Here is a 20,185-nt window from a genome sequence, read left to right as displayed (position 1 = left end):
TTTCTCATGCAATACCTCCAAGTCTTATAGAATAGTTAGGAGATTATTGTAACATGCTTTTTTCAGATCTATCATTCAGGACACTTTCTTTCTTGGTACATAAAGACAATATCATGTTTGACTCACAATTAGGTCTTCTCGTTTTTTTCGTGATTGTGAGTTGTATACAATTATGATATAATAGGAATAAGTTGCGAGGGAAAACTATGAGGGAACAATTAATTCACAACATAATTAATAATAAAGATATACGTCAGAACTTGATTGCTTTAAAGAATGATATGCGTGATGATGAGCAGCTTGTATCTGAAGAACTTTACAGTAAATTAAAAGTATTACTTCATGACCAGGATCCAAAAATTAGAAAGAATGCCGCACTTCTTCTAGGATGCTATGGAAAAACAGCAGTCAAGAGTCTGTTGTTGAATGCATATCGTGAAGAAGAAAAGGATTTCGTGAAGGAGAGCTATCTGAAAGCCCTAAGCAAACAGAATGTCAAGAGTATCATTAATGACCTTAAGGCTATCCAGGCAGAATTACTAGCGGATGAGCATACGGACAGCAAGCATATCCAGGCTCAGCTTAAAATCCTCAATCCTATTATTCTTTCATATACAACACATAAGAAAAAGATGATCAGACTTTTACATAAGAATGTTGATGTCATTCTTACAACATTGCCTTATTATCAGTTCACACTCTTTGAATATGTCCTGCATTTAAAATATAAACCAGTTGGACAGGGGGTACTTGTGCGTACAAATTCTGTTTACGATTTATTACCATTACGTAATTATCGTGACATGATTATCCCTATTCATAAATGTGCTAATATGCCAAAGAATCCTGAGGTCATTATTGAATGCTTCCGTCAAAGTAATTTACTTGATTTACTAGATCGTTTATTTGATAGCAATGAAGTCTTCTATTACCGTTTATCCGATCACTTACGTGAAAAGGATCCAAAGCTTATTCAGGCTGTTGTCAAAGGCTTATATGATCTCTATCTAGATAAGCTCTTAAATGTAGTCAATAATTATGAGATTGAAATTATATTCAAGGAATTAAGAGAAGGGTATGTCTCAGCTTATTTAAAACTATCAACACTTGAAAATCCACGTTTCGATTATCGTAAAGAAGTCATTTCTAATTCCATGCAGCCCTATGTTGCAGCAACATTACTGGAATTAGCTAAACCTTATATGACTGATCATGCCAAAGTGCTTGACCCTTTTGTCGGTAGTGGGATTACTTTGATTGAAAGATGCCTGATGCGTCCAACAAGCTTTGCCCTAGGTCTTGATATCTACTCTAAGGGACTAGAAGCCGCTAAGCGCAACACAAAAGCAGCTAATCTCAATATCCATTATGTCAATAAAGATGCATTACGTTTTGTTAATGGGGAGATGTTTGATGAAATTATTACTGACATGCCAACCTATGCCCAGATGCGTAATAAGCAGGAATTAGAAAAGCTTTATGATACGTTCTTCAAACGTATCCATCGTCTCGTTAAACCTGATGGCTATGCCTTTATCTATACAAGTGAAATAGCTCTTGTAGAAAAGAATTTACGTATAAATAAGGGCTATCTTTCACTTATTGAGCATTATGATGTTCCCCGTGGAAAGAATCAGTTCTATTTCTTTATTATTCAAGTCAGATCTTAGAATCTGGCTTTTTTTATCTATAGAAAAAAACAGATCATTGCTGATCTGTTGAAGTGTTTGTATTGGTATTTGATGAACTATTTTCAGTATCGTCTGTTGACTTATTTGTTGTTGTGTTAGCTTGGTCATTGCTTTTAGATGAATCAGATTTGTTTGTTGAAGCATCTGTGTTGGTATTGGTTGTTTCTTTTTGTGTCACTTCATTTTTCTTTTCAACAACCTTGTCTTTAGCCTGATTGCCTAAGTCTTTGACTTTGTTTTCAAGATTGGTTACTTTTGCTTCATTGGATAAATAATATTCATAAGCATAATAGCCACCAACAGCAATAGCACCAGCTAGTATGAGAATAAGCAGAAGTAAGAAAAGCGTTGAAAAAATACTGCGAGATTTCTTGACTTTACCGGCTTTACCACGCTTACCTCTTGCTCCCTTGCTCCCTTTAAAGCCTTTGGAGCCTTTAGAACCACGACGACCAAAGTTACGTGACGTTCTTGTTTCCTGTTCTTCGTTGTCATCCTGTATCTTTTCTTCTTCGATTTGTTCTTGCTGGATGGTTTCATGCTGTGTGCGTTTACCAACCTTGCGGCTCATTTCTTCTTCTTTATAAGCATAATGATCAACATGATCTTCAATTTTCTCTTCAGTGTTGTCATCATTGAATGTAAATTTCTGCATTAAAATCACCTCATTTATTGTGCGTATCGTATTGCTTAATTATGAATTCTAGATGAATTCCCAACAATCATATACCTTTGTATTTCAGGTTGCAAGAAACGTTTCTTCTTTTGTCACATGTGCTATAATGCCTTCAGGAGGAAATTACTATGAAAGAAAATCCAGCAAAGCCAGTAGGCGATATCGGGGCAAAAATGCTTGAACGCATGAATATCAGCCATGCTCCATTACGTGCTTTTGGCTTACATACAATAGAATACCAGCCTCATATGACCATTCTTGATGTTGGCTGTGGGGGTGGTGCCACAATCAAAGACCTACTTAAGCTAAGTAAAGAGAGTGTTGTCTATGGTCTTGATTATGCCTCAAAGAGTATTGAAATGTCTTCGCTTAATAACAAAGAGGAACTCAACAAACGTGTCTTCTTAAAAAAGGGCGATGTTGCTCATCTGCCATATGAAGAGAATATGTTTGACTTAGTCACAGCTGTTGAGACAGTTTATTTCTGGCCCGATATCACCAAAGGTCTTGAAGAAATCCATCGTGTCTTGAAGAAAGGTGGACGCCTCAATATTATTTGTGAGGGCAGTGATCCTGATGCTATTGACTGGCCTAAGATTGATGGCTTCTTTAAAATTTATCGCCCAAGTGAATTACAGGCATTATTAGTTCAAGCTCATTTTCAAGATGTTGTTGTCCATCATGGCCAAGGACAGTATATTAGTGTTGTTGGTGTAAAATAAATTACAGCTTAAGAAAAAAGTTATTGAACTTAGAATTTGAATGGATTAAAATTATTACGTTAAAGGAGTGGTATTATGAAAATTGCAGTACCATTTGAAAATGAAAATGTTTATTCTGATTTTGGTTCAGCAAAACAATTTAAGGTGTATAACATTGAAGGTCAATCGGTCCAATCAACACAACTCATTGATACTAAGGGGATTAAGTTTGGGGCATTAGCTGTCTTACTAAATGAACATGATGTTGATCTTGTTTTATTGGATGAAGTGTCTAAGGGCAGTGCTTCGGCACTGAAAACAAATGGCATTCAATATGTAGAGCATGTAACAGGAAATTGTGATTCATGTGTCAAAGAATATTTGTCACGAGAAGAATAAAGTGATAAAGTAAAAGCATAGTCGGACTATGCTTTTTAGTTTTGGAGGGAAGTTATTTATGGAATGGATGGCAGAAGAAGTAAGCAATCATGATGAATTGCTGGAGATTTTTAAGGTCTGTGATACATTGCATCTTGCTATTAATAATGGACAATATCCCTATCTCGTACCGCTTTCCTATGGGGTAGAGTATGTCGATCATCATATTGTTCTCTACTTCCATGGCGTTGAGGAAGGCATGAAGGATGAGCTTTTCAAAAAGAATCCTCATGTCACATGCAGTGTTGATATTGTTTATGAATATAATGAAAAGCCTGGAGAAAATATCAGCTGTTCCTATGCATCAGCCATTGGTGAAGGAGTCGTTACTCGTCTTGATCGCCAAGATTATGAGTATGCGATGGATCTTATTCAAACACATTATGGCTTTGAGGGATTTTCCTATGATCCAGCAATGCTTGAATCGATGATTTTCTATAAGGTTGATCTCACCCATGTAACGGGAAGAAGACATATCAAAAAACCAGAAGAAGTGATGCTTTAGCATCATAACTTCTGGTTTTTAATTCACATGGGATAATTCTTCTTGTACATAACGCTTGAGAATAGCTGTCATTTTTTCATCAATAAATAATAATTCTTTGCATTGTGGATTAAGCACAAAGCTCATTTTAGGAAATTCATCGATAAGATCAGTAAAATAAGTCTCATAGACAATACTTTCTGGGGCAAAGAGTTTGGCTTCTTCTTCTTTCGTGAAGATGGGCATAACGGGTTCATGGTTGTTTGTGCGGATGACTTCACGATTGAGTTCTCCTGTTTTGTCATCTTTTATTAGTGGCAAATAGATTTTAACTTCAGAAAGAACATGGAGGAGCTGTGAGAGTAATTGCACTTCATTTTCATGATAAAGCGCTTTAGCGATTTGTTCTAAGTGGTTGCTGACTTCAATATCATCGACACTGCGACGTTTGATAATGTGCTTGATAAAACGCACATGAGCAGGCACATCACGCGCATCCATCACTTCAAGCTTCAAAATAACACCTTCTATTTCCTTGCCTTTGTCTTCAAGAAGGACGTGGTCACCTGTTTTCGCAAAGTCAAGATGATGTAATGCATAGATATCGACAAAGCTATCTGTTTGTATTTTGGCTATGACAACACTGATGTCGAGATTATAAACACGTTTGACATAGTCTTCATTAACATCGATCGAAGTGTCATACTTGAGGAGCTTATGGACATGTGGATTCATCATCATATTGGCATACCATTGCTCAGGAAAGTAGTAGAATTTGGCTTTCATATGTTCACTCACTACCACCAGCTTTTCGCCTTGATCAGCATGATAGAAGACAACAGCATGACCTGCTTCAGGATATTCCTCATAGAATTTCTTCAACATATTCTCTTTATAAATAGCAAGAATACGATCATCACGATGATGATCAAAGATTTGTATTTTCTCTTTAAAAACATACCAGTTTGATGTCCAACGTATTGTATAGTCAGCAAGATCAAGACCCTCAGCTTTTAAGGCTGCAAGTGTCTGTTCAATTTCTTCAGGATCTTTCGCATATTGCAGCATCATCTTGTTTTTAGTGTCATGATAGAATAAGGGATGACGAAAATATTCGACATGATGACAATATTGGCATTCAAACTTAAAAATATCATCATTCATAATAGCCTTTTTTAATTCAGGTGTTGTCGTAATATTGATACTGTTATAATTCTTAAAATGATTCGTGCTGCCACATTTAGGGCATTGCATTGGAATGATTTCATAATGACTCATAGGACAACCTCCCTTATTTATTATAAGACGAAGATGAAAAAGATTTAAGCAAAAGAAAAGTAAGCAAAAAAATTTGCTTACTCAACAATGACAAAATGTAACGTCTTTTCTTTCGTTGTATAATGATTATCCGTGACACTTACTGTAATAGTCGCATTGCCATCACTCAGGCATGTCACAAGTCCCTGGCTATTAACAGAGGCAACTGCACGATTAGAAGAATGATAATTGACATTTGTGATTGTCAGTTTGTCTTTTTGAGGGGATGTTGTGTAATGAATCTGGTAAGTATCACCCTGACGCATTGTGACATAGCGATCCGCAATAGCGACACTATGGATTGATGCGCCTTGTGCCATACAGGCAATTTGGTAAATCGCTGTTAAGAATAGAAAATAGGCCATCATGAGGATGATTTTAGTTTTTCGTGTGAATTTATGACGATATATAAGCACGAAAGGAATTAATGGGAACAGGACTATAGCAGTAAAAATTAAGCCCTTGGTCCAATGAAATTCCTCTTCATCATGCGTCTTTTTAGCATTATCCATCAGCTTACTCCTTTAGTAACATAAGTATAATCCATTCTTCATGACTTGTCTATGACGAATAAAGTACAACATCATATGCCTTTACATATGTGAAAAAGAGAGTAGAATAAAACATGTAGTACAACTACATATCTTTGGGGCAGGTGAGATTCCTGATCGGCGGTGACAGTCCGCGAGCGTAAGCAGAATCGGTGTAATTCCGATACCGACGGTATAGTCCGGATGGAAAAAGATGGTGTTTTCGTGTAAATAACTTTTTCAATACCCCAATCATAGAATTGGGGTATTTTTTTTACACCATAGAAAGAGGACATTTATGGAAAGAAAAAAATTAAACACACGTACTATTGTTATGGCAGCAATGCTTGGAGCGATTGCTAGCGTGCTGATGTTTGTCGAATTCAGCGTGCCTTTTGCACCACCATTTGTTAAGTTTGACTTATCAGATTTACCTGTACTTCTTGCCGGCTTCCTATTTGGGCCCGCACTTGGAAGTTTGACCGCTGTCATTAAAATTTTATTAAAGCTTCTCATTAAACCAACAAGCACAATGTTTGTAGGAGAATTATCCAATCTCATTCTCTCTATTACGTTCATGCTTGTCGCTGCAATCTTCTATCGTCAACATAAGACACGCAAAGGAGCAGTAATTGGGATGTTGATTGCGACAATCGCTACTTCAGCCATTGCCTTGCTTTCAAATTATTTCTTCATTTTCCCAATGTATGCAAAACTCTTTGGTATGACTATGGAAAGTATTGTAAAAATGGTCACAGCTGTTAATCCTGCTGTTCATAGTGTCTTTACAATGTTTATTTATTCATTATTACCATTTAATATGTTTAAATATGGTGTGATTTCACTCATCACCTTCTTCATCTATAAGAAGATCAGTGTAATTTTAAAGAAATATATGCTGAAATAAGGGATTTTCTAAGGAAATCCTTTTTTTATTTGGATATTCAGTAAAATTATGATTTTAAGTTGAATTTTTAGAATTAATCATATATCCTAATAACAACCATTATAGAGGAGGATTCCAAATGATAAAAGTTGCTAAGTTTGGTGGTTCATCACTTGCTGATGCAGAACACTTTAGAAAAGTGAAAGCCATCATTACAGCTGATCCTGATCGTCACTATGTTGTTGATTCAGCACCAGGTAAAAGATATAAAGAAGATACAAAAGTTACAGATTTACTTATTTTAGCCTATAGTAATCGTCATGATGCTAAGGAGTTTGATAAGGTCTTCAAGAAAATTGAAAATCGCTTTAATGAAATTATTGTTGATCTCGAACTTGATTTTTCGCTTGATGAAGAATTTAAGAAGATTCGTGAGGATTTTCCAAAAGATCCTGGTATTGATTATGCAGTCAGTAGAGGGGAGTATTTGAACGGCTTGCTCTTAGCATATTATCTTGGATTTGATTTTATTGACCCAACAGAAGTTATTCGCATTGATGCTCATGGTAACTATGATAGCTATCGTACTGATCCATTATTAAGAAATGCCCTAAGCAGTCATGAATATGTCGTTATTCCAGGCTTTTATGGTTATAAGAATGACCATTCCCACACGATTCAGGCTTTTAGTAGAGGGGGCAGTGATGTCACAGGTTCAATCGTAGCGAAATGCGGACATGCCAACCTTTATGAAAACTGGACAGATGTCAATGGCTTCTTGGTGACTGATCCACGTATTGTTGATGATCCAGAATCTATTCGTATCATTACTTATAAAGAATTGCGCGAATTATCTTATATGGGTGCATCCGTCCTTCATGAAAACTCTATTTTCCCTGTACGATCACAAGGTATTCCTATTAACATCAAGAATACCAATGATCCAAGTGATCCAGGCACATTAATTGTTGAAACAACAGCTCATAAGCCAGAACATGTCATTACAGGTATTGCTGGCAAGAAGGGCTTTGCAACAATAACAATTGAAAAGGATATGATGAATGCTGAGATTGGCTTTGGTCGCAAGGTTCTGCAGGTCTTTGAAGAAGAAGGACTCTCGTTTGAACATATGCCTTCAGGCATCGATACAATGACAATCGTTGTTGATCAAAATGAATTCATTAAGCATGAACAGTCTATTTTAGCTGGCTTGCATCGTGCCGTAGATCCTGATCACATTGAACTCGAAAGTGATATTGGCTTAATTGCTGTTGTTGGTAGAGGCATGAAGGATGGCCATGGTAATGCTGCAAGAATCTTCAAGGCTCTTGCTGATGCCAATATCAATGTCAAGATGATTGATCAGGGATCATCCGAATTGAATATTATTATTGGTGTGAGAAATCATTATTTCAATCGTGCTATCAAAGCTATTTATGACGAATTTATTTTAAGAGAAGACGAATAGTCTTCTTTTTTCATACCCATAGGGGGTATTATTTCTTGACAAGTATTACAGGGAAAGCTATAATAACTATGTAACCCCTATAGGGGGTGTAGGAGGTATACTATATGAAAGAGAAATTCGATGTTATGGGAATGACATGTGCATCATGTCAGGCTCATGTTGATAAAAGTGTACGCAAGGTTGATGGCGTAAAAGACTGCAATGTCAACTTGTTAAGCGAAAATATGGAAGTCGAATATGATGAAACAAAGACAAATCCTCAAGAAATCATCGCTGCTGTTCAAAAAGGTGGCTATGATGCCAAGCTGCAACAAGCAACAAAGCAGGAGAATGCTATTGTTTCAACAAATAAACGTAAGGATGAAGATTTGAAAAAGCGCAAGCAGGACTTGATTGCCTCATTCATCTTTACGATTCCACTTTTCTATCTGTCAATGGGTTCAATGATGAACTGGCCAGGAATTCCATCAATCTTTTTAGGACATCACAATATGATGATCTTTGCGTTGACGGAATTATTGCTTTGTTTGCCGGTATTATTCATCAATGGTCATTATTTCAAAGGAGGCTTTAAGTCGCTTTTCCATTTAGCACCTAATATGGATTCCTTGATTGCCATAGGTTCTGGGGCATCGGTTGTTTATTCGCTTTATGCGATGTATATGATGGCATACTATATGGGAAGAGGACAGCTTGAACTGGCTCATAGTTTCCATATGGATCTCTATTTTGAAACAGCAGCAATGATTTTGACGCTGATTTCATTAGGCAAGTACTTTGAGGCAAGAAGCAAAAAACGTACGAGTGAGGCTATCAACAGCTTGATGGAATTAGCCCCTGATCGGGCAACGGTGCTAGATAATGGTGTAGAAAAGATTGTTGGCATCAATGATATTCAGGTTGGTGATCTTGTTGTTGTGAAATCAGGTGAAAGTATTGCTGTAGATGGTAAGATTGTTGAAGGAAGTACAAGTGTTGATGAATCGATGATTACTGGGGAATCCATTCCTGTTGATAAGACTGTTGGGGACTTGGTTATTGGTTCAACGACAAATCAAAATGGTCGTATTGTTGTTGAAACTATGAAAACCAATGCCCAGTCAACACTCTCTCAGATTATTGCTCTTGTTGAAGAAGCAGGAAATTCAAAGGCACCTATTGCGAGATTGGCAGATATTATCTCAGGTTACTTTGTTCCAGCTGTGATTGGTATTGCTTTAGTGACATTATTGGCGTGGCTGATCTTAGGGCAGTCCTTCCACTTTGCCTTAACAATGGCCATCTCCGTACTGGTCATCAGCTGTCCTTGTGCCTTGGGCTTAGCCACTCCAACAGCTATCATGGTAGGAACAGGAAGAGCAGCCAAAATGGGCTTATTAATCAAAAATGCCGAAGCTTTAGAAACTGCCAGCAAGATTAATATGATGGTCTTCGATAAAACAGGAACGCTTACAAGAGGCACACCTGAAGTCACTGATGCCATGTTTAAAAATGAAGAAGACAAAGCTTATGCCATCTCTCTTGAAGCGATGAGTTCCCATCCTCTTGCCAAAGCGATTGTGAATGCTCAAGATGTTGCCTTAAAGAATGTCACAAGCTATGAAGAAATTGCCGGTGAAGGTATTAAAGGGATTGTTGATCATAAGCAAGTTCTTGCTGGCAACAAGAAATTGATGGATCATTTCCATATTGTGATTGAGAATGATGTTGATTATGCCAGTGAGGGCAAGACACCGCTCTATTTTGCAATCGACAATCAGTATGTCGGTGTGATGGCTTTACAGGATGAAATCAAGCCAGGGGCTAAAGAACTTATTGCTGACTTACATCAAAGAGGCATTAAGACAATGATGCTAACAGGCGATAATGAACGAACAGCCAAAGCTATTGCCAACCAGCTTGATATGGATTATCGTGCCGAAGTCTTACCACAGGATAAAGAACGTATCGTTCATGAATTACAGGATGAAGGCTATATAGTTGGCATGATTGGTGATGGTATTAATGATGCGCCAGCTCTTACAAGAGCGGATGTTGGTGTTTCCTTTACAAGTGGTCTTGATATTGCGATTGAGTCAGCTGATTTAGTCTTAATGAAGAATGACTTACATGATCTTGTTGTTGCTTTTGATCTTTCTAAAGCAACAATCAAGAATATCAAAGAAAACTTATTCTGGGCCCTCTTCTATAATGCGATTTGTATACCTGTTGCAGCAGGACTTTTCTATCCATCATTTGGCTGGAAGCTTAGCCCAATGCTTGGCAGTTTTGCGATGAGTTTCTCATCAGTCTTTGTTGTATCAAATGCATTGAGATTACGTTTCTTTAAAGATAAGCATCCTCATCATGAGGCTGTTGAAGAGAGCCAAAAACATGAAGCAACGATGTCATTAAAGCCAGAAAGCAAACAACCTCCAATCACAAAAACAAACTGTGATAAGATTGTGAAAATAGAAGGTATGATGTGTGATCATTGCCAACAACGTGTTGCTGAGGCACTTAATGCGATTAAGAATGTTGAGGCAGAAGTGAATTTAGAGGCAGGAGAAGCTTATCTAGAAGTCTTCAGTAATGATGTTACTGATGCTTCGATTCAAGAAGCTGTTGAAAAAGCTGGATATAAGGTAACGGATATTATTGTTCATAAGAAATATCAAGAGAAAGACTATGATCTTGTTGTTGAGGTGAATGGTATGTTCTGTAAGAATTGTGAGAATCATGTCAGACAGGCATTAAATGCGATTGATGGTGTCAGTGCTGATGTTGCATTATTTGAAGGAAAAGCCTATATTAAATGTGAAAAAGAAGTCAATTATGAAGTTATCAAAGAAGCTATCGCAAAAGCAGGCTATCAAGCAGGAGAAATCAAGGAGGTCAGAAAAATGTTTCATTTAGGTAAGAAAAAGAACGAAAAGACAATGGATATTGAAGGGATGATGTGTGAACATTGTGCGTCAAGAGTAAGTCAGGCATTGAATGATATTGATGGTGTTGAAGCAACAGTTTCACTTGATCATCATCAGGCAAATGTTAAGCTGACTGGTAATGTAAGTGATGAAGCATTGACACAGGCTGTTGTTGATGCAGGATATAAGGTGAAGGGGATTCATTAATGCAAGCAGATCATAAGAAGGTTGAACGCTATTTGAAAACAGCGAGAGGTCAAATAGATGGTATTTTAAGAATGATTGAAGATGATCGTTATTGTATTGATATCTCAACACAGTTAATGGCAACACAGGCTTTACTTAATAAAGCCAATAAGGAAATCTTAGCTGAACATATGCGTCATTGTGTCAATGAAGCAACAACAGGTGAAAACCGTGAAGAAAAGATTGAAGAGATGGTTAAGATTATTGATAAACTCGTGAAGTAGTCCCAAAGAACATTGATGCTTAATGTATCAATGTTTTTTTGTGACATTAATGTCAAAAATGTTGCATTCTTATACGTTTTATAACGCTTTTTTCATATTTTGTAATATAATGAAGCTGGTGAGGTAAAAAATGGAAAAGGGAGTCATATTACAGTATTTTGAATGGTATACACCTAGTGAGCCACATTTATGGGTGGAACTCAAAGAAAATGCAAAGAAGCTTAAAGAAGCAGGCTTCAGTGCTATCTGGATGCCACCAAGCTATAAAGGTATTGGTGGAAAGAATGATGTGGGCTATGGTGCTTATGATTTATATGATCTAGGAGAATTTGATGCTAAAGGGAGCATTCCGACGAAATATGGCACGAAGGACGAACTGTTGGCTTGTGTCAAAAGCTTACATGAAGCAGGTTTGGATGTTTATAGCGATGTTGTACTTGATCATAAGATGGGGGCTGATGGCTTTGAAAAAGTCAAGGCGAGAGAAGTCGCTAGTGACAAGCGTGATGAGTATGTCAGTGATGAAGAAGAAATAGAAGTTGCTACCATCTTCAACTTCCCAGCAAGAAAAGACAAGTATTCATCATTCCATTGGAACTGGGAAGATTTTGATGGGATTGACTATGACAACAAGACTCATCGTCATGCAGATTATCTTTTTGCGAGCAAGCAATGGGATGATGAGGTTGATGATGAAAATGAGAACTATGATTACTTGATGGGAGCTGATCTGGATTTCTCTAATCCTGATGTTGTTGAGGAATGTAAGCGTTGGGGGCTATGGTATCTTGAAACTGTTGGTAATGATGGTTTTCGTCTTGATGCCTTGAAGCATATCAAAGCTTCTTTCTATAAAGAATGGATCGCTGACTTAAGACAAAAGACAAACAAAGAGTTATTTACTGTTGGGGAGTACTGGCATGGTGATGTGAATCGCTTGCTGCATTATCTCCAGATGGTGAATTATCAATTCTCTTTATTTGATGTGCCACTACATTACAACTTCTATCATGCATCCCACTCAATGGGAGCTTTTGATATGCGTGATATCTTTAAGAATACCCTTGTCGCCTGTTCGCCCGCAAGAGCGGTCACTTTTGTCGATAACCATGATACCCAGCCAGCAGAAGGCTTACAGAGCTTTATTGATGACTGGTTTAAAAAGCAGGCCTATGCACTTATTCTCTTAAGGGAAGAGGGCTATCCATGTGTCTTCTATGGTGATTATTATGGTATAGCTCATAATCATATTGCTCCAAAAAAAGATATGATTGATGAGATGCTTGAAATAAGAAAAGACAGGATGGAAGGGTCCCGTCATGACTACTTCAACAATCCTGATGTTATTGGCTGGACATATGAAGGCTTACATCAAAATGGCTTTGCGGTCATTATGACCAATGCAAGGGGTGGTTCTCGTCAAATGTATATGGGGGAAAGCTATCGCGGTTGCCATATGAGTGATGGCAAGCATGAAGTTGTCATTAGTGATGATGGTATTGGGACATTTCTCGTTGATGATGGTGATTGTAGTATCTATGTACCTATTGAATGAAGGTAGGTATGTTTGTTAAAATAGACATATAGAAGAATGTAGGGAGTGAGACTTATGATTCGATTTCTATGTGATAGTACAAGTGATTTAACGCTTGAACTTAGAGAACGCTATAATATTACATTATTACCTTTTCATATTGCGTTTAATGAAGAGGAACATCTTGATGGGGTCGATATATCTCCTGAAGATGTCTATCGCTTTTATGATAAAGGCAAGGGGATGCCTAAGACAAAACCCTATACAGTTGATGAAGCCAAAGCAATCATGAAGCCTATTCTTGATCAGGGTGATGATATTCTTGCATTTTGTACTTCAAGCAAGCTTTCAAAGTCAACACAAATATTAAAGGAAGCAACAAGTCAGTTAAAGGCGGTTGATCGTGTAGGGATTATTGATTGCGAAAATGTATCAAGTGGAATAATGCTGCTTCTTATTAAAGCGACAAAGCTAATCAATAAAGGCAAAAGCAGGGAAGAAGTTGAAGGTGCTGTTGCAGGATATGCCGGTCGACTTAAGACAACCTTTATTGTTGATCAATTGAGATATCTTCAACGTAATGGTTATTGCAGTTCTTTTTTGGCAATGACGAAATCCGTCTTGAATCAGCATCCTGCAATCGTTATTGAAAATGGTGAACTCAAAGCTAAAGAAAGCTATCGTGGTAAGCTAGATAAAGCGGTGATGAGCTTTATTGAAGATTTGAAGGATGACTTGTTGAAGGCTAAGAGTGATGCCATCTTCATTACGGATTCAGGAATTGAAGATGAAATACGTGAAAAGGTGATTGAAGTTGTTAAAAATCTCAATCATTTTGAAAAAATCTATGTGAATCAGACAGGTAGTGCTGTCTCTGCATACTGTGGACCACAAGCACTAGGTGTCGCTTATTTGGAAGGATAATATGTATACAACAGAAATATTAGAAAAAAATCATAAAAATATCATGCGCATGACAGCTGTTGTTAAGAAAATGTGTGTGGGGATTATAGAAGGGAAAGAGGTTGATGTTGAGGATTTTGTAGCTTTTTGTGATTTCGCAAGCTCATATGGTGATCAATATCACCATATGAAAGAAGAAAATTTTCTTTTTCCAGAAATGATTGCCAAGCTTAAGGGGCATGCTGAAATGATGATTGAAAAAGGAATGCTTGTCGATCATAATTTGGGACGTGCCCATATCATGAGCCTACGAAATGCTCTCAACGACTATCAAGAAGAGCCAACATCCTACAATAAACTGCTCATCCTAACCCAGGCAATGGGCTATGTTGATGTCTTGGAATCACATATCTTAAAAGAGAATAATGTGCTCTTCCCCTACGCTAACAAAGATTTACCTGAATCAAGTCAAACAATGCTTGATGAGATGACAAAGAGCTTTGAAAAGCGTATGGAAGATCAAGGCGTGATAAAGAAGTACTTATATATTTTAGAAAAACTAGAAAATAAGTATCAATAAATATTATAAAGCTAAAAATAGTTGTCTGTTTTTAGCTTTTTCTTTATAATAAGGACATTATGAGGAGGTTGAGATATGGATTTGTATGGAAGACATTTTCTTACACTGAAGGATTATTCAGCTGAAGAAATTTATTATTTATTAGATTTAGCAAAATCATTGAAGGCAAAGAAAAAAGCTGGACAATTTGGTCATAGTCTAGAGGGCAAGAATATTTGCTTGCTTTTTGAAAAGACATCAACACGTACACGCTGTGCTTTTGAAGTAGCTGCCAAGGATGAAGGGGCACATGTCACATTCTTATCCAATTCACAATTTGGTTATAAAGAATCGATTGAAGATTCAGCCAAAGTACTTGGCAGAATGTTTGAAGGCATTGAATTCAGAGGCTTTAAACAGAAGACGGTTGAAGATCTTGCAAAATATTCTGGTGCTGTTGTCTGGAATGGACTAACGGATGTGGATCATCCTACCCAGACATTGGCTGATTTCTTGACAATACAGGAACATCTTGATAAGCCATTAAATCAGGTGAAATTTGTTTTTGTAGGAGATATTCGTAATAATGTTGCCTATGGCTTAGCCTATGGTGCTTGTAAAGTGGGCATGGATTTTGTCTTGCTTGGACCTGATGCACTAGAGGTGGACCCTGAGGTTAAGGCTTATTGTGAAAAAGAAGCAGCAAAGAGCGGGGGCAAGTTTACAATTACTGCCAATATTGATGATGTAGCAGGTGCAGATGTCATTTATACGGATATCTGGGTATCAATGGGTGAGGATGAAAGTCTCTATGCGCCAAGAGTCAAAATGCTTTCACCTTATAAAGTAACAAAAGAACTGATGGCGAAAACAGGTAAAGATGAAACACTTTTCATGCATTGTTTGCCAAGCTTCCATGACTTTGAAACAGAAGCAGCAAAAAGCAAAAAAGACGCTGGCTTGGATATTAGAGAAGTTACGGATGAAGTCTTTAGAAGTAAGCATTCAGTGGTCTTTGATGAAGCAGAGAATAGACTGCATACAATTAAAGCAGTAATGGTGGCAACATTGGGACATCAATAGAAGAGGCAGAAATGCCTCTTTTTAAGAATAAGAAAAAACGCTCATATGAGCGTTTTACTTAAGCGGCTTTCTTTTTACGTGCTTTTAAAATCAATGTCACAATAATGACGATGACGAGCACACATGCCCAGCCAATATAGAATGTTGTCATGAGAGCTGGTGAAGCAAACCATTTTGTCTGCTTTGCGACAAAACGTAAGCCACGTGCAATCGCATAACCTGCTGAAGCACTACTTCCAACCGCAAGCACGACCTTAAACCATGTATGGAACATTTCTGTAAATAGAATTTCTGTGACAAGCCCGCATAAAGCCATAAATACACAAATAACGAAGTACATGAAGACATCTCCTTTGCCTTTTCAATTTATCATAATTTAAGATTGACTTCAACAAGAAATACAGTGCCCATTTCATTAATCATAAAAGCAAAATGACATGTGAGAAGCTGTCTTTTTGAATCTTGCAGGCGACAATTTCCATAAATCATTATAGAAAAGGTGATGTGATTATGATATAACTAAGTAGAGTGCAGGAGGGTATATACAAGATGTTAGGTAAAAATAAACATTCTTATTCATATAGTAGTTATGGCGGAGGTAAAAGCAAATCAAGAGTAGGTGTACGCTGGGATCGCATATTACCAATCGGTGCTATTGTTATTGTGGTGATTGCTATCTTAATTGCTTTTAATTTCAATCGTATTAAACTTGCGACAAAGGGCTATTCTTTTTCTGAACAGTCGGAGGTCTTAAAGCTAACTTCTGATAAAATTAAGATTATTACTTCAGAAGATAAGATTGAGCATATTAGTGATTGGATGGCTTTATCTAAAAATGTTAAGTATTATAAAGACTTTGAAACATATTACAATCTTCATAAATCCATGAAGAAGAAAGATATCGTTAAGACAGTTACTGATATCTTTGATCACTATGTACCAGATTTAAAGAAGCTTAATTATACAGATAAGGAAATCTGGACTATTCTCAAGAGTGCCTCAACAGATGATTTACAATATCTTATTGATCATCAGTTCTCATATAAGACAATTAAGCCTTATATGGAAGTTACAGGATTTAAGTTTGCGGATATGGATAAATATGTAACAGCCTATGGTCAGTACCATAGCTATAACTATGCTGTATTATATACATCATATCCATTCATTATTTCCACTAATCCAGTCACAAAGCGATATACACTGAAAGATCCATCAAGTCTAACAGCCTTAGTTAAGCCTGGTTTTGAATTACCATCTAACTATACACCTAAAGACTTAGTCACTTCAGCTGATGAATATGCAGCAAATGAAAAGAAGGGTAATGAAACAGACTTAAGCTATTATAAAGTCAGAAAACCTGCTTACAATGCCTTTGTAGAAATGGCAAAAGCAGCTAAGAAAGAAAATTATGTGCTTCTTATTAATTCGGCTTATCGTAGCTATGATCGTCAGAAACAGATCTATCAGGAATATGAAAATAAATGGGGTGGCAAATATGCTGCTGATCATGTAGCTAAGCCTGGTACTTCTGAACATCAGACTGGTCTTGGACTTGATGTCACTTCACAATCTGTTGTTGATGGTAAGAGACTTGTCTTTGGTGATACAGATGAATATAAATGGGCTGTCAAGAATTGTTATAAGTATGGCTTTGTCTTGAGATTTGCGGATGGTACAAGTAATATCACAGGTATTACACAAGAACCATGGCATTTCAGATATGTTGGCAAGAAGGCAGCAAAACAAATGCATGACAACAACTGGACATTAGAAGAATATGTCCTTCATACGGGAGATCTTCCAAAAATCTAAGCCAAGATGTTTCTTGGCTTTTTCTTAGGAGAAAAACAATGTTATCAATGGTCGAATATGTACATCGAAGAATATTAGATTACAAAGATATCTATACGGCAATAGATTTTACAATGGGGAGGGGCTCGGATACTGTTTTCCTTATGCATCATGCCAAAGAAGTCTTGAGCTTTGACATTCAGCCTATCGCAATTGACATTACAAGAAAGAAGATTGGTGATGCAAAGCATGTTCAGCTCATTCTTGATTCTCATGAAAACTTTGATCACTATATAACAAGCTTTGATGTGGGTATTTTTAATCTTGGTTATTTGCCTCAAGGTGATAAAAGTATCACCACAACAAAGACAACAAGTCTTGAAGCTATTAAGAAGGCTGTTAAGCTGATGAATAAAGCATTGTTTATTGTTTGCTATAGTGGACATGAGGAAGGGGAGAAAGAAGCTGGTGCGATCGAAGATTACGCCTGTCAGCTTGATCATCTTGCTTATAATGTTTCTGTCTATAAAATGCTTAATAAGGGTAAGGCACCCTTTGTTATAGAAATACAAAAGAGATAGCAGCGCTATCTCTTTTTAATACTAAACTATGATATATTTATAGGATCCATCTACAGGATAGATATTTTCCTGACCATTAACAATATGAGTTAATTGTCCATCTTCAATAAATCCATTCCAAGTTGCAACAACTGCAACCTCTTCACTTAAATCCTTTAACAGTTCCATTAAATCTGTACCGTTTGATGCTTTATAGAAATCTTTTTTATTATCAAGTAAGAGTACATCAAAACGATAATTCTTTAAAAAATCACTCATGATCTTCTTAATATCGGCATGATTACCAGCTATTAATTTACTGAAATCAACAATGGGAATACCAGAATTTTCTGAATACTTGTGAATGATTTTTGATTTACCACTTCCTGGTTTACCAATTATTAATGTCAGTTTATTACCTGTGTTTATTGCCTTCACTAACTCGTCCATGGGCATTACCTCCTAGAAATTATTTACTATGGTTATTATATATCAAAGCGCTTACAAAGCAAACAATTTACATGAAAATAAAAAAACATCTCAAAGAGATGTCCTTTTATTCCTATTCAACAACTGTTACGTTAGAAGCCTGAGGTCCTCTGTCGCCTTCAACGATATCGAATTTGACAGTCTGACCTTCTTCTAATGTCTTGAAGCCATCAGAATTGATTGCTGACCAGTGAACAAAAATATCTTTGCCCTGTCCTTCAACAGTGATAAATCCATAACCTTTATCAGCTTTAAACCATTTAACTTTACCTGTAGTCATTATTGTACTACCTCCTATAATACTAGCAACCTCTATTTTTTGAATTGCTAGCTTTACTTTAGCATACTCATCCATAAAACACAAGAAATACCACTATAAAAGCAATTGATTATAATACTTTTGAGAAATGGAAAAAATTGTTATAATAAGGGCATTATTGGAGGATATGCTATGTTAGAGAAATATGCGGAATTAATTGTGAAGCAGGGTGTGAATGTGCAGCCTGGGCAGGATGTTGTTATTACAAGTGATGTATGCAATGCAGGGCTTGTCAAAGCCATTGCCAAAGAGGCTTATAAAGTAGGAGCAAGGGATGTCATCCCTTACTATATTGATGAGGATTTAACACGTCTGCGCTATGATCATAATGATGCAGAATACTTTGAAAACGTACCAAATTATGTACGTGAAATTCATAATGAATATGCTCTTAAACATGCTGCTGTTATCACTATTACAAGTGAGGATCCAGATGGCTTAAAGGGGATTGATCCTAAGAAATTACAGACAAGAAGCAAGGCTATTCATGAAGCTTGTGCTTTATTCTATGATCATCTTGATCTGATGGAAGATCGCTGGTGTATTGTTGGAGCACCTAGCTTGAAATGGGCAAATAAGGTCTTTCCTGAAATGAGTGACCAAGAAGCAATGGAAGCTTTGTGGAATGCTATTTATCATGTGACTTATGTTGATCGTGATGATCCTGTTGAAGAATGGAATAAACATCGTCTAAGCTTTGAAGAACGTGTTCATAAATTGAATGCTTTAAATATTGAAAGTCTGCATTATACAAATAGCCTGGGTACAGATTTAACAGTAGGCTTGACAGATGATTACTTGTTTGCTGGAGGAGGCAGTTATACAAAAGATGGCATTTACTCCTTCCCAAATATCCCTACAGAAGAAATCTTTACTTCACCACATTATCAAAAGGTTGAAGGTATTGTGTATTCAAGCATGCCTCTTAACTATAATGGTGCCTTAGTTGAAGACTTTTCGATTACTTTTAAAGAAGGTAGAGCTGTAGCTTATGATGCCCGTGTTGGTAAGGATGTTTTAGGCAGTATTATTGAGACGGATGAAGGTTCACATTACTTAGGGGAAATTGCCCTTGTGCCTTATGATTCACCAATTAGAGAAATGAATATTCTTTTCTATAATACGCTTTATGATGAGAATGCAGCATGTCACTTAGCACTTGGTAAAGGCTTTAGTGAATGTCTGAAGAATGGTATTGAGATGAACAAAGAGGAATTATATCAACATGGTGTCAATGACAGCTTAACTCATGTAGACTTTATGATTGGTACAGCTGATCTTTCAATTACAGCAAAGACACATCAGGGAGAAGAAGTAGAAATCTTTAAAAATGGCTGCTTTGTCTTATAGATGTCTTTCTTTAGAGAAAACCTTTGA

21 protein-coding genes and 1 riboswitch are annotated in these 20,185 nt (G+C 36.8%); of the genes, 15 read left to right on the top strand and 6 right to left on the bottom strand.

The annotated features are described in order from the left end of the window. Positions 1 to 206: 206 nt before the first annotated feature. Positions 207 to 1,670 carry a methyltransferase domain-containing protein gene (locus tag FYJ79_RS09340; protein ID WP_154517339.1) on the top strand — a complete coding sequence of 488 codons (1,464 nt, stop codon included), beginning with the start codon at positions 207 to 209 and terminating at the stop codon, positions 1,668 to 1,670. 34 nt (positions 1,671 to 1,704) lie between these two features. Here the strand turns inward: FYJ79_RS09340 and FYJ79_RS09335 are convergent, their stop codons facing one another. Then, on the bottom strand, positions 1,705 to 2,346 hold the full coding sequence (locus FYJ79_RS09335) for a collagen-like protein (RefSeq protein WP_154517337.1): 642 nt from the start codon (positions 2,344 to 2,346) through the stop codon (positions 1,705 to 1,707). 149 nt (positions 2,347 to 2,495) lie between these two features. Here FYJ79_RS09335 and FYJ79_RS09330 point away from each other — a divergent pair, with 149 nt between their 5' ends. From FYJ79_RS09330 to FYJ79_RS09320, 3 genes are all read left to right on the top strand, one after another. Continuing rightward, positions 2,496 to 3,089 (top strand): class I SAM-dependent methyltransferase, encoded by a 594-nt coding sequence (locus FYJ79_RS09330; protein WP_154517334.1) that lies wholly within the window; start codon positions 2,496 to 2,498, stop codon positions 3,087 to 3,089. A gap of 75 nt (positions 3,090 to 3,164) precedes the next feature. Next, positions 3,165 to 3,467, top strand: a complete 303-nt coding sequence (locus tag FYJ79_RS09325) for a NifB/NifX family molybdenum-iron cluster-binding protein (protein WP_154517331.1) — start codon at positions 3,165 to 3,167, stop codon at positions 3,465 to 3,467. A 58-nt stretch (positions 3,468 to 3,525) separates the two neighbouring features. Next, positions 3,526 to 4,011 carry a pyridoxamine 5'-phosphate oxidase family protein gene (locus FYJ79_RS09320; protein ID WP_195837063.1) on the top strand — a complete coding sequence of 162 codons (486 nt, stop codon included), beginning with the start codon at positions 3,526 to 3,528 and terminating at the stop codon, positions 4,009 to 4,011. A gap of 18 nt (positions 4,012 to 4,029) precedes the next feature. On the opposite strand, the gene FYJ79_RS09315 is transcribed toward FYJ79_RS09320, so the two are convergent. Together FYJ79_RS09315 and FYJ79_RS09310 are read right to left on the bottom strand one after the other, a co-directional pair. Beyond that, positions 4,030 to 5,268 (bottom strand): CpXC domain-containing protein, encoded by a 1,239-nt coding sequence (locus FYJ79_RS09315; protein WP_154517325.1) that lies wholly within the window; start codon positions 5,266 to 5,268, stop codon positions 4,030 to 4,032. 77 nt (positions 5,269 to 5,345) lie between these two features. Next, positions 5,346 to 5,819, bottom strand: coding sequence for an Ig-like domain-containing protein (locus FYJ79_RS09310; protein WP_154517322.1), 474 nt, complete (start codon positions 5,817 to 5,819; stop codon positions 5,346 to 5,348). A 126-nt stretch (positions 5,820 to 5,945) separates the two neighbouring features. Next, positions 5,946 to 6,057: riboswitch (FMN riboswitch) on the top strand. A gap of 78 nt (positions 6,058 to 6,135) precedes the next feature. On the opposite strand from FYJ79_RS09310, the gene FYJ79_RS09305 reads away from it, so the two are divergent. The 8 genes from FYJ79_RS09305 (at position 6,136) to argF (ending at position 15,646) form a co-directional block, all read left to right on the top strand. Then, complete coding sequence (locus tag FYJ79_RS09305) at positions 6,136 to 6,744, top strand: ECF transporter S component (RefSeq protein ID WP_154517318.1); 609 nt, start codon at positions 6,136 to 6,138, stop codon at positions 6,742 to 6,744. A gap of 118 nt (positions 6,745 to 6,862) precedes the next feature. Next, on the top strand, positions 6,863 to 8,191 hold the full coding sequence (locus FYJ79_RS09300) for an aspartate kinase (RefSeq protein WP_154517315.1): 1,329 nt from the start codon (positions 6,863 to 6,865) through the stop codon (positions 8,189 to 8,191). A gap of 104 nt (positions 8,192 to 8,295) precedes the next feature. Next, positions 8,296 to 11,304, top strand: coding sequence for a heavy metal translocating P-type ATPase (locus tag FYJ79_RS09295; RefSeq protein ID WP_154517312.1), 3,009 nt, complete (start codon positions 8,296 to 8,298; stop codon positions 11,302 to 11,304). Beyond that, positions 11,304 to 11,567, top strand: a complete 264-nt coding sequence (locus FYJ79_RS09290; RefSeq protein ID WP_154517309.1) for a metal-sensing transcriptional repressor — start codon at positions 11,304 to 11,306, stop codon at positions 11,565 to 11,567. Before FYJ79_RS09295 ends, FYJ79_RS09290 begins: the two co-directional genes overlap by 1 nt. Before the next feature lie 130 nt (positions 11,568 to 11,697). Further along, on the top strand, positions 11,698 to 13,122 hold the full coding sequence (locus tag FYJ79_RS09285) for an alpha-amylase (protein WP_154517306.1): 1,425 nt from the start codon (positions 11,698 to 11,700) through the stop codon (positions 13,120 to 13,122). 54 nt (positions 13,123 to 13,176) lie between these two features. Next, the gene (locus tag FYJ79_RS09280) at positions 13,177 to 14,025 is read left to right on the top strand and encodes a DegV family protein (protein WP_154517303.1); all 849 of its coding nucleotides are present in this window, start codon (positions 13,177 to 13,179) and stop codon (positions 14,023 to 14,025) included. Position 14,026: 1 nt separating this feature from the next. Further along, entirely contained in the window at positions 14,027 to 14,584 is a 558-nt protein-coding gene (locus FYJ79_RS09275) for a hemerythrin domain-containing protein (RefSeq protein WP_154517300.1), read from the top strand. Positions 14,585 to 14,659: 75 nt separating this feature from the next. Next, a complete protein-coding gene (argF, locus tag FYJ79_RS09270) occupies positions 14,660 to 15,646 on the top strand; it encodes an ornithine carbamoyltransferase (RefSeq protein ID WP_154517297.1) in 987 nt (328 codons plus the stop codon). 58 nt (positions 15,647 to 15,704) lie between these two features. Here the strand turns inward: argF and FYJ79_RS09265 are convergent, their stop codons facing one another. After that, positions 15,705 to 15,986 (bottom strand): hypothetical protein, encoded by a 282-nt coding sequence (locus tag FYJ79_RS09265; protein ID WP_154517294.1) that lies wholly within the window; start codon positions 15,984 to 15,986, stop codon positions 15,705 to 15,707. Between the two features lie 209 nt (positions 15,987 to 16,195). Between FYJ79_RS09265 and FYJ79_RS09260 the strand changes: the two genes are divergently transcribed. After that, positions 16,196 to 17,461 carry a M15 family metallopeptidase gene (locus FYJ79_RS09260; protein WP_154517291.1) on the top strand — a complete coding sequence of 422 codons (1,266 nt, stop codon included), beginning with the start codon at positions 16,196 to 16,198 and terminating at the stop codon, positions 17,459 to 17,461. Positions 17,462 to 17,499: 38 nt separating this feature from the next. Beyond that, on the top strand, positions 17,500 to 18,021 hold the full coding sequence (locus tag FYJ79_RS09255; RefSeq protein WP_154517288.1) for a tRNA (mnm(5)s(2)U34)-methyltransferase: 522 nt from the start codon (positions 17,500 to 17,502) through the stop codon (positions 18,019 to 18,021). 21 nt (positions 18,022 to 18,042) lie between these two features. On the opposite strand, the gene brxF is transcribed toward FYJ79_RS09255, so the two are convergent. Beyond that, positions 18,043 to 18,450 carry a BREX-3 system P-loop-containing protein BrxF gene (gene brxF / locus FYJ79_RS09250; protein ID WP_195837062.1) on the bottom strand — a complete coding sequence of 136 codons (408 nt, stop codon included), beginning with the start codon at positions 18,448 to 18,450 and terminating at the stop codon, positions 18,043 to 18,045. Between the two features lie 112 nt (positions 18,451 to 18,562). Then, positions 18,563 to 18,769, bottom strand: coding sequence for a cold-shock protein (locus tag FYJ79_RS09245; protein ID WP_154517282.1), 207 nt, complete (start codon positions 18,767 to 18,769; stop codon positions 18,563 to 18,565). A 171-nt stretch (positions 18,770 to 18,940) separates the two neighbouring features. Here FYJ79_RS09245 and FYJ79_RS09240 point away from each other — a divergent pair, with 171 nt between their 5' ends. Then, positions 18,941 to 20,158: an aminopeptidase gene (locus FYJ79_RS09240; RefSeq protein ID WP_154517279.1), complete on the top strand. Its 1,218-nt coding sequence runs from the start codon at positions 18,941 to 18,943 to the stop codon at positions 20,156 to 20,158. Positions 20,159 to 20,185 lie beyond the last annotated feature (27 nt).

The sequence above is a fragment of the Sharpea porci genome (assembly GCF_009695655.1).
Classification (GTDB): Bacteria; Bacillota_I; Bacilli_A; order Erysipelotrichales; family Coprobacillaceae; genus Sharpea; species Sharpea porci.
The sequence above is the reverse complement of the archived record's forward strand: the minus strand, read 5'-3'. Positions and strand labels throughout refer to the sequence as shown.